At 67.8% G+C, this 12,357-nt stretch carries 14 protein-coding genes; 1 reads left to right on the top strand and 13 read right to left on the bottom strand.

What is annotated here, in order from left to right:
* Positions 1-1,008, bottom strand: coding sequence for a porphobilinogen synthase (hemB, locus tag RAN53_RS11720; RefSeq protein WP_305796997.1), 1,008 nt, complete (start codon positions 1,006-1,008; stop codon positions 1-3).
* Between the two features lie 222 nt (positions 1,009-1,230).
* Here hemB and elbB point away from each other — a divergent pair, with 222 nt between their 5' ends.
* A complete protein-coding gene (gene elbB / locus RAN53_RS11715; RefSeq protein ID WP_305796996.1) occupies positions 1,231-1,893 on the top strand; it encodes an isoprenoid biosynthesis glyoxalase ElbB in 663 nt (220 codons plus the stop codon).
* 108 nt (positions 1,894-2,001) lie between these two features.
* Here elbB and tatC read toward each other — a convergent pair whose 3' ends face one another.
* The 12 genes from tatC to argS form a co-directional block, all read right to left on the bottom strand.
* The gene (tatC, locus tag RAN53_RS11710) at positions 2,002-2,769 is read right to left on the bottom strand and encodes a twin-arginine translocase subunit TatC (protein ID WP_305796995.1); all 768 of its coding nucleotides are present in this window, start codon (positions 2,767-2,769) and stop codon (positions 2,002-2,004) included.
* Positions 2,766-3,191, bottom strand: a complete 426-nt coding sequence (gene tatB / locus RAN53_RS11705; RefSeq protein WP_305796994.1) for a Sec-independent protein translocase protein TatB — start codon at positions 3,189-3,191, stop codon at positions 2,766-2,768. Before tatB ends, tatC begins: the two co-directional genes overlap by 4 nt.
* 6 nt (positions 3,192-3,197) lie before the next feature.
* A complete protein-coding gene (gene tatA, locus RAN53_RS11700; RefSeq protein WP_305796993.1) occupies positions 3,198-3,470 on the bottom strand; it encodes a Sec-independent protein translocase subunit TatA in 273 nt (90 codons plus the stop codon).
* Positions 3,471-3,534: 64 nt separating this feature from the next.
* Positions 3,535-3,870 (bottom strand): phosphoribosyl-ATP diphosphatase, encoded by a 336-nt coding sequence (locus tag RAN53_RS11695; protein WP_305796992.1) that lies wholly within the window; start codon positions 3,868-3,870, stop codon positions 3,535-3,537.
* 39 nt (positions 3,871-3,909) lie between these two features.
* Complete coding sequence (gene ubiB, locus RAN53_RS11690) at positions 3,910-5,532, bottom strand: ubiquinone biosynthesis regulatory protein kinase UbiB (RefSeq protein ID WP_305797140.1); 1,623 nt, start codon at positions 5,530-5,532, stop codon at positions 3,910-3,912.
* Positions 5,532-6,170: an SCP2 domain-containing protein gene (locus RAN53_RS11685; protein WP_305796991.1), complete on the bottom strand. Its 639-nt coding sequence runs from the start codon at positions 6,168-6,170 to the stop codon at positions 5,532-5,534. The genes ubiB and RAN53_RS11685 overlap by 1 nt, the downstream gene beginning before the upstream one ends.
* A 7-nt stretch (positions 6,171-6,177) precedes the next feature.
* Complete coding sequence (ubiE, locus tag RAN53_RS11680) at positions 6,178-6,945, bottom strand: bifunctional demethylmenaquinone methyltransferase/2-methoxy-6-polyprenyl-1,4-benzoquinol methylase UbiE (protein ID WP_305796990.1); 768 nt, start codon at positions 6,943-6,945, stop codon at positions 6,178-6,180.
* 93 nt (positions 6,946-7,038) lie between these two features.
* Complete coding sequence (locus RAN53_RS11675; RefSeq protein WP_305796989.1) at positions 7,039-7,422, bottom strand: gamma-butyrobetaine hydroxylase-like domain-containing protein; 384 nt, start codon at positions 7,420-7,422, stop codon at positions 7,039-7,041.
* Positions 7,423-7,688: 266 nt separating this feature from the next.
* Complete coding sequence (gene hslU / locus RAN53_RS11670; RefSeq protein ID WP_305796988.1) at positions 7,689-9,011, bottom strand: ATP-dependent protease ATPase subunit HslU; 1,323 nt, start codon at positions 9,009-9,011, stop codon at positions 7,689-7,691.
* Between the two features lie 10 nt (positions 9,012-9,021).
* Positions 9,022-9,555, bottom strand: a complete 534-nt coding sequence (gene hslV, locus RAN53_RS11665) for an ATP-dependent protease subunit HslV (protein WP_161430086.1) — start codon at positions 9,553-9,555, stop codon at positions 9,022-9,024.
* A gap of 154 nt (positions 9,556-9,709) precedes the next feature.
* Positions 9,710-10,429: an SPOR domain-containing protein gene (locus tag RAN53_RS11660; protein WP_305796987.1), complete on the bottom strand. Its 720-nt coding sequence runs from the start codon at positions 10,427-10,429 to the stop codon at positions 9,710-9,712.
* A 3-nt stretch (positions 10,430-10,432) separates the two neighbouring features.
* Positions 10,433-12,118, bottom strand: coding sequence for an arginine--tRNA ligase (argS, locus tag RAN53_RS11655; RefSeq protein WP_305796986.1), 1,686 nt, complete (start codon positions 12,116-12,118; stop codon positions 10,433-10,435).
* Positions 12,119-12,357 lie beyond the last annotated feature (239 nt).

The following is a 12,357-nucleotide window of genomic DNA, read 5'->3' as shown; positions in this document are numbered from 1 at the left end:
CTACTGGGTGAGCAGTCGTGCTGCCCGCTTGGCGAAATAGGTCAGCACGCCGTCGGCGCCGGCGCGCTTGAAGCACAGCAGTGATTCCAGGATCACGCCATCGGCGTCCAGCCAGCCGTTCTCGAAGGCTGCCATGTGCATGGCGTACTCGCCGCTGACCTGGTAGGCATAGGTGGGCGCCTTGAGCTCGTCCTTGACCCGGCGTACCACGTCCAGGTAAGGCATGCCGGGCTTGATCATCACCATGTCGGCACCCTCGGCCAGGTCCATGGCGACCTCGTGTAGCGCCTCGTCACCGTTGGCCGGGTCCATCTGGTAGGTGCTCTTGTCGGCGCGCCCCAGGTTGGCGGCGGAGCCCACCGCGTCGCGGAAGGGGCCGTAGTAGCGTGAGGCGTACTTGGCGCTGTAGGCCATGATCCGGGTGTTGACCAGTTGCTCCTGCTCCAGCACCCGGCGGATCTCGCCGATGCGGCCATCCATCATGTCCGAGGGGGCCACCACATCGGCACCGGCCTCGGCGTGGGAGAGCGCCTGCTTGAGCAGGGTCTCCACGGTGCGATCATTCTGCACATAGCCCTGCTCGTCGATGATGCCGTCCTGGCCGTGGCTGGTGTAGGGGTCCAATGCCACGTCGGTGATGATGCCGAGCTCGGGCAGGGCCTCCTTGAGGGCCCGCACGCTGCGCTGCACCAGGCCGTTCGCGCTGTAGGACTCCTCGGCCAGCTCGCTCTTCAGCGAGGCATCCACCACCGGGAAGAGGGCCAGGGCAGGGATGCCCAGCTCGACGGCCTCGCGGGCCTCCTCGATCAGCAGGTCCAGCGACAGGCGCTCGACCCCCGGCATGGAAGGTACCGCCTCGCGCTGGCCCTCGCCCTCCATCACGAACACCGGCCAGATCAGGTCGGCCGGTGTCAGCACGTTCTCGCACATCAATCGACGCGAGAAGGCATCGCGGCGCATGCGGCGCATGCGGGTGGCGGGGAACTGGCGTGGGGTCGTGAAGCTCAAGGTCGTCTCTCCGGCTCTGGCGCCGCCGATGGTAGTCTGGCGGCCGTTGATGACAATGACGTGACAGCGTGGTGTCGACTGTCCTCGAGTATATCAGTGTGGCCTTGCGCCGAAAGTCGTTCAGGTCAAGTCTCGCCTTGTCGCACTCGAGGGATCGCTCTAGAGTGTGGAGCTCGTTAACAGGTCCTGCCGTCGGCAGGCGAACCCTGCAAGGAGATAGGCATGAGCAAACAGGTGGCGGTGATCCTTTCGGGCTGCGGGGTCTTCGATGGCTCCGAGATCTACGAGACCACCCTGACCCTGCTGCGGCTCGACCAGCTGGGCCTCGGCTATCGCTGCTTCGCGCCGGATATCGCCCAGCACCATGTCATCGACCACCGCAGTGGCGAGGTGGCAGAGGAGGAGGCGCGCAACGTGCTCACCGAGGCGGCTCGCCTGGCGCGCGGGGAGATCCAGCCGCTGGCCGAGCTGGAGGCGGACGACTTCGATGCGGTGATCCTGCCCGGCGGTTTCGGCGCCGCCAAGAACCTCTCCAGCTTCGCCGAGGATGGCGCCGAGATGCGGGTACTCGATGAGCTCAAGGAAGCCCTGGAAGGCTTTCACGAGGCCCGCAAGCCGATCGGCCTGATGTGCATCAGCCCGGTGATGGTGCCGCGCCTGCTGGGCTCGGGTATTGCCGTCACCATCGGCCAGGATCCCGGCATTTCCGGGGCCATCAGCGCCATGGGGGGGCTGCACCGCAGCTGCGGCGTGGAGGATATCGTGGTGGACTTCGAGCATCGCGTGGTGACCACGCCGGCCTATATGCTCGCCACCCGCATCAGCGAGGCCGCCACCGGCATCTTCAAGCTGGTCGACCGGGTCGACGAGCTGATGGATCTCTGACCCGGCTTTGCCGGGAGCTGTAAGCCGTAAGCCGTAAGCTTTAAGTAAAACCCCCAGAGCATTGAGGCCTGGGGGTTTTCTTATGGCTTACAGCTTAAAACTTATAACTTAGGAGTCGTCTTCCGCCTCGCGCTGGCGCTTCTTGCGCCTGGCCAGGCGGCCGAACAGCAGGCCCACCTCATAGAGCAGGTACATGGGGATCGCCAGCAGGCTCTGGGAGATCACGTCCGGCGGGGTGAGCAACATGCCCACCACAAAGCAGCCGAGTACCACGTAGGGGCGCTTCTTCGACAGGCTCTCCACCGTGGTGGCGCCCGAGGCGATCAGCAGGAATGTCGCGATGGGAATCTCGAAGGCCACGCCGAAGGCGAAGAACAGCTTCAGCACGAAGTTGAGGTAGGCGTTGATATCGGTCATCACCGTCACGTTCTCCGGCCCGGTCTGGGTGAAGAACTCGAACAGCAGCGGGAAGACCGCATAGTAGGCGAAGGCCGCCCCGGCGTAGAACAGCATCACGCTGGAGGCCAGGATGGGGATGGCCAGCGCCTTCTCGTTGTCGTACAGGCCCGGGGCCACGAAGGCCCAGGCCTGATGCAGCACGTAGGGCACGGCGATGAACACCGCCGTGACCAGGGTCAGCTTGAAGGGCGCCAGGAAGGGCGACGCCACCTCGGTGGCGATCATCTGCGAGCCTTCCGGCAGCAGCGCCATCAGCGGCTGGGCCACGAAGGTATAGATGTCGTTGGCGAAGGCGTAGAGGCCAAGGAAGATCACCAGCACCGCCACCACGGCGCGCAGCAGACGCGAGCGCAGTTCGATCAGGTGCTCGATCAGCGGGGCCTGGTGCTGTTCCGGGCCGTCACCGGGGTTGCTCATCGTTCGGGGGCGTCCTTGTCGACGGGAGAGGGCTCGGCCGCGGCGTCAGGCGGCGTATCGGCACCCTCGCGGGCGCGGGACAGGGCATCATCCAGGCGCTGCTCCGGCGTCGCCGCGGGGGCATCCTGGTGGCGCTTGTCCGTATCCCGGGAGCCACGCTCTGGCTCGGCGATGCCTTCGACGCCGCGCTTCACCTGATTGACGCTGTCGTCCAGCTTCTTCTGCTGCTCGTCGAGTTTCTGGCGCAGCTCTTCCGCCTCCAGCTGAGCGCTGATCTCGCGCTGCATGCCGGAGACGGTTCGCTTGATCTTGCCGATCCACAGGCCCAGGGTGCGCGCCGCCTTGGGCAGCCGCTCCGGACCGAGTACCAGCAGGCCTACCACGCCGAGCAGCAGGAGTTCGAGAAAGCCGATATCGAACATGGCGGTTTACTTGCGCTCTTCTTGTTCCTCGGGCTTTCGCTCGGCCTGGACGTCGTAGGTGTTGGTCTCTTCCTTGTGGTCGACGCGGGCCTGGGCCTGTTCTTCGGTTTCCTCTTCCGCGGCCTTCTCGGCCTTCTCTTCCTCGCTCATCGCCTTCTTGAAGCCCTTCACGGCGCCACCCAGGTCGGTACCGACGTTGCGTAGCTTCTTGGTGCCGAAGATCAGGATGATGATGCCGAGTACGATCAGCAGCTGCCAGATACTGATACCACCTAACATGAGCGCTTCCTCTGATTGGGGTTCCGGCTCACCCGGAACGGCCAGTGATGTTGTGTCCAGCGGACTAGGGTTGGCGTGCGGCCTTCTCGTCGTGACCGGAGATACCGAAGCGGCGCCCCAGCTCGTCGAGCACCGCACCATGTTCGAGCCCGAGATGCGACAGCATCACCAGGCTATGAAACCACAGGTCGGCCGTTTCGGCGATCAACGCTTGGCGTTCGGCATCGCCACCGGCCTCGGCGTCCTTCGCCGCGAGCAGGGTCTCGGTGGCCTCCTCGCCGACCTTCTCGAGTATCTTGTTCAGGCCCTTGTGATGCAAGGCGGCGACGTAGGAGTCGGCAGGATCGGCCTCGCGGCGTTGATCCAGGACAACCTGCAGCCGCTCGAGAATATCGCTCATCGATGACGTCTCCGTGAAAAGGGCGAGCGTGAAACGTGGTCAGTGCCAGGCCAGCAGCGCGAGGCCGATGGCCGCGGCGGTCAGTGCCGGCCAGGGCTGTCCGCCGGCCCACTCGGCCAGCGGCTGCCAGGCCACCGCCAGCGCTACCAGCAGCAGCCCCAGGCGTAGCCGGCGGTGGCGGCGCCCTTGATGCGCCAGGTGGCGCTGGATGCCGCCGAGCGCCTCACCCTGGTGTCGGCGCTGGCGCTTCTCCAGTTCGGCCTGGGAGAGCACCTGGTGGACCAGGGTCGGCAGTTCGGGAATCTGGTGGCTGAGCTCCGGGGCCTGACGCTTGAGCGAGGCCCAGAAGCCCTTCACCCCGGCGCGCTCTTCCATCCAGCGCTCCAGGTAGGGCTTGGCGGTCTTCCACAGGTCGAGCTCCGGATAGAGCTGGCGCCCCAGGCCCTCGATGTTGAGCAGGGTCTTCTGCAGCAGCACCAGCTGCGGCTGCACCTTCATGTCGAAGCGACGTGCGGTCTGGAACAGGCCCAGCAGCACCTGGCCGAAGGAGATGTCCTTGAGCGGCTTCTCGAGGATCGGCTCGCACACGGTACGCACCGCGGCGGCGAACTCGTTGGCCCGGGTATGCTCGCCGACCCAGCCCGACTCGATGTGCAGCGCCGCCACCTCGTAGTAGTCCTGGTGGAAGAAGGCCAGCAGGTTGCGCGCCAGGTAGTCCTGGTCCTCGCGGGTGAGGCTGCCGACGATGCCGCAGTCGATGGCGATGTACTGGGGATCGTGGGGGTGCTTGCGGGAGACGAAGATGTTGCCCGGGTGCATATCGGCGTGGAAGAAGTTGTCGCGGAACACCTGGGTGAAGAAGATCTCCACGCCGCGCTCGGCGAGCGTCTTGAGGTCGGTGCCCTGGGCCTTGAGGGCGGCGAGATCGGCCACCGGCACCCCGTAGATGCGTTCCTGCACCATCACCCGATGGCGGGTCAGCTCCCAGTGAATGGCCGGTACATAGAGCTGCGTGGAGTCCTTGAAGTTGCGCTTGAGCTGGGAGGTGTTGGCCGCCTCCTTGTGCAGGTCGAGTTCGTCGAACAGGGTGGTCTCGTAGTCGCGTACCACCTCCACCGGCCGCAGTCGGCGCGCCTCGGGCACGATGGTCAGCAGGCGGGCGAAATGGTAGAGCAGGGCCATGTCCTGGCGCATCACCCGGTCGATACCCGGGCGGATGATCTTGACCACCACCTCCTCGCCGCCGTGCAGCCGGGCGCCGTGGACCTGGGCGATGGAGGCCGAGGCCAGGGGCTCGGCGTCGAAGGAGGCGAAGGCCTCGGCCACCGGCAGGCCCAGCTCCGCCTCCACCACGCCGCGGGCCTCGCTGCCGGGGAAGGGGGGGACCTGGTCCTGCAGGCGCTTGAGCTCATCGGCCACGTCCTCGGGCAGCAGGTCGCGGCGGGTGGAGAGCACCTGGCCGAACTTGACGAAGATGGGACCCAGCGACTCCAGCGCCAGGCGCAGGCGCTCGCCCCGTGACCGGCTGCCGATGGGTACCAGGCGCAGCGGCGAGAGCTTGAACGGGATGCGCAGCGCCCAGGGCAGGCGTTCGAGGGGCAGCAGGGTGTCGAGGCGGTAGCGGGTGATCACCCACAGGATGCGCAGCAGACGCAGCAGGATCATGCCACCACCCTGCCCGCCAGGTGCCGATGCAGGCGGGCCAGTCGCGCCTCGAGGCGGTCTGAGGCCACCTCCAGCTCGGTCAGGTGGTCGCGCAGCACCTCGAGCTGGGGGCGGCCCGGCAGCAGGCGGGCCTCCTCGACCAGGTACTCGGAGAGGTCGGCGCAGAACTCCTCGCGGGTGCGCAGCCCGAAGCGGCCCAGGCGGCGTAGCCCCTCGGCCAGGCTGTGGGCGGGAATGTCGCCGAGCCAGCGGGCCAGTTCGCCCTCCCAGTCGAGGTCGAGGTCGAGCAGCAGATCGCGAGTCGCCTCCAGCAGCGGGATGCGGCCGCGTACCGCCAGACGCCCCTGGAACATCAGCCGTTCCATGGAGGCACCGCCCATCAGGGCGCCGAGGGTCTCGGCGTCCAGCTCGACCACGGCATCGTAGGCCTCCTCCTGCGGAGCGTCGGGGCGCAGCAGGTCGAGGCCGCCGGAGTGGAAATGGATGGCCAGCGCCAGCTCGGGGTGCTCGAGCCGCAGCAGCAACCGCTGGCCGGCCAGCCGGGCCAGGCGCGAGGGCGCCGCTGGGTCCCGGGCCAGCAGTGCGTTCAGGGTCCTCTCGGCGGCGGCGAGCAGCAGAGTCGGGGTCAAGGCCATGCCCACCTCAGAGTTTGATGCCGCGGTGCAGGGCGACGATGCCCCCGGTCATGTTGGTGTACTCCACCCGCTCCAGGCCGGCCGCTTCCATCATCGACTTGAGGGTCTCCTGGTCGGGATGCATGCGGATAGACTCGGCCAGGTAGCGGTAGCTGTCGGCATCGCTGGCCACCACCTGGCCGATGCGCGGCAGCAGGCGGAAGGAGTACTCGTCGTAGGCCCGGGTCAGCAGGGGGTTGCGCGGCTTGGAGAACTCGAGCACCAGCAGGCGGCCGCCGGGTTTGAGTACCCGGGTCATGGAGCGCAGCGCGGCATCCTTGTCGGTGACGTTGCGCAGGCCGAAGGCGATGGTGATGCAGTCGAAGGTGTTGTCCGGGAAGGGCAGGCACTCGGCGTTGGCCTGGACGTACTCGACATTGCCGCCCACGCCATGGTCGAGCAGCTTGTCGCGGCCGACGCGCAGCATCGATTCGTTGATATCGGCCAGTACCACGCGCCCGCGGGGGCCCACCATGCGCGAGAATTTCAGCGTCAGGTCGCCGGTGCCGCCGGCGATATCGAGCACGCTGTGGCCGGGGCGCACCCCGGCGCGCTCGATGGTCAGCCGCTTCCAGAGGCGGTGGATGCCGAACGACATCAGGTCGTTCATGACGTCGTAGCGGGCCGCCACGGAGTGGAACACGTCGGCCACCCGTGAGGCCTTCTCCTCGCGGGGCACTTCCTGGTAGCCGAAATCGGTGGTCGGCTTGTCCCTGGAGCTTTGGTTGGCGCTCATGCGATGGGGCTCCCGAATCGCTGCATGGGAGAGGTCAAGGCCTCGGATGGGCGCCATTGTAGCCTCCCGCGGCGGCGATTGTCTTGACGCGGGTTACAGCTGCCTGATTTCTATGCCCAGCGGCTCGCGGCTGGCACCGGCCGCCTCCAGGCGCTCCAGGTAATCGGCCCAGTTGGCCTCGCGATTATCGATCAGCCACTTGAGGTAGTCCCAGCTGAACAGGCCGCTGTCGTGGCCGTCGTCGAAGTGCAGCTTGAGGGCGTAGCGACCGGCCTGGGTGATGTCCTTGAGGCCGACGAACTTCTTGCCGACCTGCAGGGTGGCGGTATCGCGGCCATGGCCGCGCACCTCGGCGGAGGGCGAGAAGACCCGCAGGTACTCGACCGATAGCCGGTAGCTGTGGCCATCGGCATAGCCGAGCTCCAGCTCGCAGGCCCGCTTGTGGTAGTGGACATTGGTAGGAATGGGGGCTGGCATGGTTGGCGTCCGGGTCTGGGCATTAGGGGACGCGGCTGACCCGGTGACAGGCCTTCGCGGAGGCGCTGTGAACCCCTCCCTGGGCGCTACCGATGCCCTGCTTCGCTCTCGCGTCCTGCTTCGCTTGCAGGACCGGTGCTGGCCATCCATGGCCAGCCCGTTCGAAGCAGGGCTTCTCACCCCAGGCAAGGACCTCCGCTACGGCCTGTCCCCGGCGCCGCGGGCAGCCGCTGGGGGCATACCGTGCCCCGCGGCGTGCCGCTTGGTTACAGGATATACCGCGACAGGTCCTCGTCCATTGCCAGCTCGCCGAGCTGCGAGTCGACGTAGGCGGCATCGATGGTCAGCGGGGTGCCGATGTCGCTGCCCCGGAACGAGGCCTCCTCCAGCAGGCGTTCCATCACGGTGTGCAGGCGGCGTGCGCCGATGTTCTCGGTGCCCTCGTTGACCTTCCAGGCGATCTCGGCGATGCGCTCGATGCCATCCTCGGTGAACGCCACCTCCAGGCCCTCGGTGGCCAGCAGCGCCTGGTACTGCTTGGTCAGCGCCGCGGAGGGCTCGGTGAGGATGCGCTTGAAGTCGTCCGGGGTCAGGGCGTTGAGCTCGACACGGATCGGCAGGCGGCCCTGCAGCTCCGGGATCAGGTCGGACGGGCGCGAGAGGTGGAAGGCACCGGAGGCGATGAACAGCACATGGTCGGTCTTCACCATGCCGTACTTGGTGGAGACCGTGGAGCCCTCGATCAGCGGCAGCAGGTCGCGCTGCACGCCCTCGCGAGAGACCTCGCCACCGCTGGACTGGCCGCCCCCCTTGCAGACCTTGTCGATCTCGTCGAGGAAGACGATGCCGTTCTGCTCCACCGACTCGATGGCGCGGGCCTTGATCTCCTCCTCGTTGACCAGCTTGCTGGCCTCCTCGTCACGCAGCAGGGCGAAGGCATCCCTGACCGCCACGCGACGGCTCTCGGTCTTCTGCTTGCCCATGCCGGAGAACAGGCTCTGCAGCTGGCTGGTCATCTCCTCCATGCCCGGCGGGGTCATGATGTCGACGTTGGGGCCCTGCTGGGAGACCTCGATATCGATCTCCTTGTCGTCGAGCTGTCCTTCGCGCAGCTTCTTGCGGAAGATCTGGCGCGTGGAGCTGTCCTGGCGCGGCTCCTCCTCCTGGCCGCGGGGCGGCGGCAGCAGGGCGTCGAGGATGCGCTCCTCGGCGGCGTCCGCGGCGCGGTGGCCGACCTCCTCCTTGGCCTGCTCGCGCACCAGCTTGATGGCGGCCTCGGTCAGGTCGCGCACGATCGACTCGACGTCGCGGCCGACATAGCCCACCTCGGTGAACTTGGTGGCCTCGACCTTGATGAAGGGCGCGCGGGCCAGCTTGGCCAGGCGGCGGGCGATCTCGGTCTTGCCGACGCCGGTGGGGCCGATCATCAGGATGTTCTTGGGCGTCACTTCCTGACGCAGATCGCCCTCGAGCTGCATGCGACGCCAGCGGTTGCGCAGGGCGATGGCCACGGCGCGCTTGGCGTCCTGCTGGCCGATGATGTACTGGTCCAGGGCGTGAACGATCTCGCGGGGGGTCATCTGGGTCATGGTATCGGCCTTAGCCCGCCTTGGCAGGCAGCTCCTCGAGGGTGACGTTGTGGTTGGTGAACACGCAGATATCGCCGGCGATCGCCAGCGATTTCTCGGTGATCTCGCGGGCCCCGAGGTCGGTGTTCTCGAGCAGGGCGCGGGCCGCGGCCAGGGCGTAGTTGCCGCCGGAGCCGATGGCGATGATGCCACCTTCGGGCTCCAGCACGTCGCCGTTGCCGGTGATGATCAGCGAGGCGTCCTTGTTGGCCACGGCGAGCAGCGCCTCCAGGCGGCGCAGGGCGCGATCGGTGCGCCACTCCTTGGCCAGCTCCACGGCGGCCTTGACCAGGTTGCCCTGGTACTTCTCCAGCTGTGCCTCGAAGCGCTCGAAGAGGGTGAAGGCGTCGGCGGTACCGCCGGCGAAACCGGCCAGCACCTCGCCGCGATAGAGGCGCCGCACCTTGCTGGCGTTGCCCTTCATCACGGTGTTGCCCAGCGATACCTGGCCGTCGCCGGCCAGCGCCACCTGGTCGCCGCGGCGCACGGATACGATCGTGGTCATGGGGGGACTCCTTGGGGGAGCGGGTGAACGGCTCCCGATGACTTTCGGCGCCGCGGGGTGGCCGGGGCGCCGTGACGAATCTGTCTGGAGGGAGTAGGTGCGGGCAGGCGGCCCGGAATTCAAGCGGCCACGCGTGTCGGTGCGAGGCGCGGGCTCAGTTGTTGAGCTGGATCAGCAGCGGCTCGATGCCCTGGGTGACCATCAGGTCCTGGGCGCGCGACAGTTCGCGGCGGTCCTCGTAGGGCCCTACCTGGACGCGGTGCCAGGTCTCGCCGCCCCCGGCCTTCACCTCGCTGACCTGGGCCAGCAGGCCGAAGTCACGCAGCCGGCTGCGCAGCTGCTGGGCATCGCCGGCCGCGCGGAATGAGGCGGCCTGCAGCATGTAGCGCTGCCCCGAGGCGCTGGTGGCGGCCGCGGCCGGCTCACGGGAGGGCTCACTGCTGGCCTGGCGGTCGTTGGCTAAGTTGGCGGCGATCACCTCGGCGATGGGGTCGTCGCTCGCCGCCGTCTCATCCGCCGGGGGCGGCGGGGTCGCCGTGGAGGCGGGCATCTCGCCGCCCGGGGCGATCACCTCGGACTCCGGCAGCAGGGTGTAGAACTCGAAGGTCGGCATCGGCGGCTCGCTGGGTTCCGCAGGTGCCTCAGGCTCGCTCTCCGGCGGGGCGCTACGTGGCAGCACCGTGGCCAGCGGTGAGTCCTCGACCTGCCAGGGTGCCACGCCGTGCTGATGCTGGGAGAGCAGGAAGCCGGCCACCAGGCCGGCCAGGCCCCATACCCAGCCGGGCAGGCGCCATTCACAGCGCGTCTTGCTGCTGGGTTGGCGCCGGCTGTTGGTGGCGCCGCGCTTCTTGGGTGGCTGCTTGCGAGTCGCCATGGCTTACATCTCCTCCGGGGCGCCGACTCCCATCAGCTCCAGGCCGTTGCGCAGCACCTGGCGCGTGGCCAGCCCCAGCGCCAGGCGGGCATTACGCAGCTCGTCGTCCTCGACCATGACCTTCACCGCGTTGTAGCAGGTGTGAAAGTCGGCGGCCAGGTCGAGCAGGTACTGGGCGATCTGCTGGGGCTCGCGGGCGGCCGCGGCGTGCTCCACGGCCTCGGGGAAGCGGGCCAGGCGGTTCAGCAGCGCCTTCTCCTGGTCCTCCTCCAGGCGCCCTAGGCTCTGCATGGCCAACGCGTGGTCGAAGGGCGTCTCCTCGGCCTCGGCCTTGCGCAGCATGCTGCACACCCGGGCGTGGGCGTACTGCACGTAGTAGACCGGGTTGTCGTTGGACTGCGAGCGCGCCAGGTCGATGTCGAAGGTGAGCTGGGAGTCGGCCCGGCGCGCGGCCAGGAAGAAGCGCGTGGCGTCGCGGCCCACCTCGTCGATCAGGTCGCGCACGGTGACGTAGCTGCCGGCGCGCTTGGAGAGCTTCACCTCGACCCCGGAGCGGGTGACCATCACCATCTGGTGCAGCACGTAGTCGGGCCAGCCCTTGGGGATACCGGCCTCCAGGGCCTGCAGGCCGGCGCGCACCCGGGTCACGGTGGAGTGGTGGTCGGCGCCCTGCTCGTTGATCACCGTGGTGAAGCCGCGCTGCCACTTGTCGAGGTGGTAGGCGACGTCGGGCAGGAAGTAGGTGTACTGCCCGTCGGTCTTGCGCATCACCCGGTCCTTGTCGTCGCCGAAATCGGTGGTGCGCAGCCACAGGGCGCCATCCTGCTCGTAGGTGTGGCCCTTCTCGATCAGGCGCTCGACGGCCGCCTCCACCTTGCCGTCGCGGTAGAGCGAGGACTCCAGGAAGTAGACGTCGAAGTGCACGCCGAAGGCCTTGAGGTCGAGGTCCTGCTCGCGGCGCAGGTAGGCCACGGCAAACTCCTGGATCGCCGCCAGGTCGTCCGGGTCGCCGCTGGCGGTGACATGGCGGTCGTCGGCATGCACGGTCTCGCCATCGAGGTAGGCGTTGGCCACGTCGATGATGTAGCCGCCGCGGTAGCCGTCCGCCGGCCAGCCCTCATCCTCGTGATCGAGCCCCTTGGCCCGGGCCTGCACCGATAGCGCCAGGTTGCTGATCTGGGCGCCGGCGTCGTTGTAGTAGAACTCGCGGGTCACCTCGAAGCCGGTCGCTTCCAGCAGGCGACAGATGCAGTCGCCGATGGCCGCACCGCGGCCGTGGCCGACGTGCAGGGGGCCGGTGGGATTCGCGGAGACGAACTCCACCTGCACCTTCTGGCCCTGGCCGGTGAGGCTGCGGCCGAAGGCGTCGCCGGCGTCCAGCACCTGGCGCACCACCTGGGCGGCGGCGTCGGTGGCGGCGAAGAAGTTGACGAAACCGGGGCCGGCGATCTCCACCCGGCTGACGGCGGCGCTCTCGGGCAGCGCGCCGACCAGCGCCTCGGCGAGCTCGCGGGGCTTGCGGTCGGCCGGCTTGGCCAGCATCAGGGCCAGGTTGGTGGCGTAGTCGCCATGCGCCTTGTCCCGGGTGGGGTCGACCTTGATGGTCGGGGCGAGGTCGGCGGGCAGCACGCCCTGCTGCCGGAGGGAGTCGAGGGCGTCCTCGAGCAGCGCAACGATGGTCTCTTTCATGGGGCGTCGGATGTCCTGTGGCGTCGGGCTGGTGTGGCACGCCCGTCGGCGGGCATTTGGGCGAACATTATCGACAATTGCGCGCTGGCTTTAAAGGGCGGGGCTTAGCCTGGCGAGTCAATCGCTGCGGGCTCGCTCGAAGCTTACCCGGCGACAGGTCTGCGAGGGGGCGCTGTAAATACGTCCCTGTACGCTACCTCGGCCTTCCCTGGTCCTCGGACCCCCTCTTCGACCTGCCC

The sequence above is a fragment of the Halomonas sp. SSL-5 genome, from assembly GCF_030708455.1.
Classification (GTDB): domain Bacteria; phylum Pseudomonadota; class Gammaproteobacteria; order Pseudomonadales; family Halomonadaceae; genus Halomonas.
This window is presented reverse-complemented; position numbering and strand designations above follow the sequence as displayed.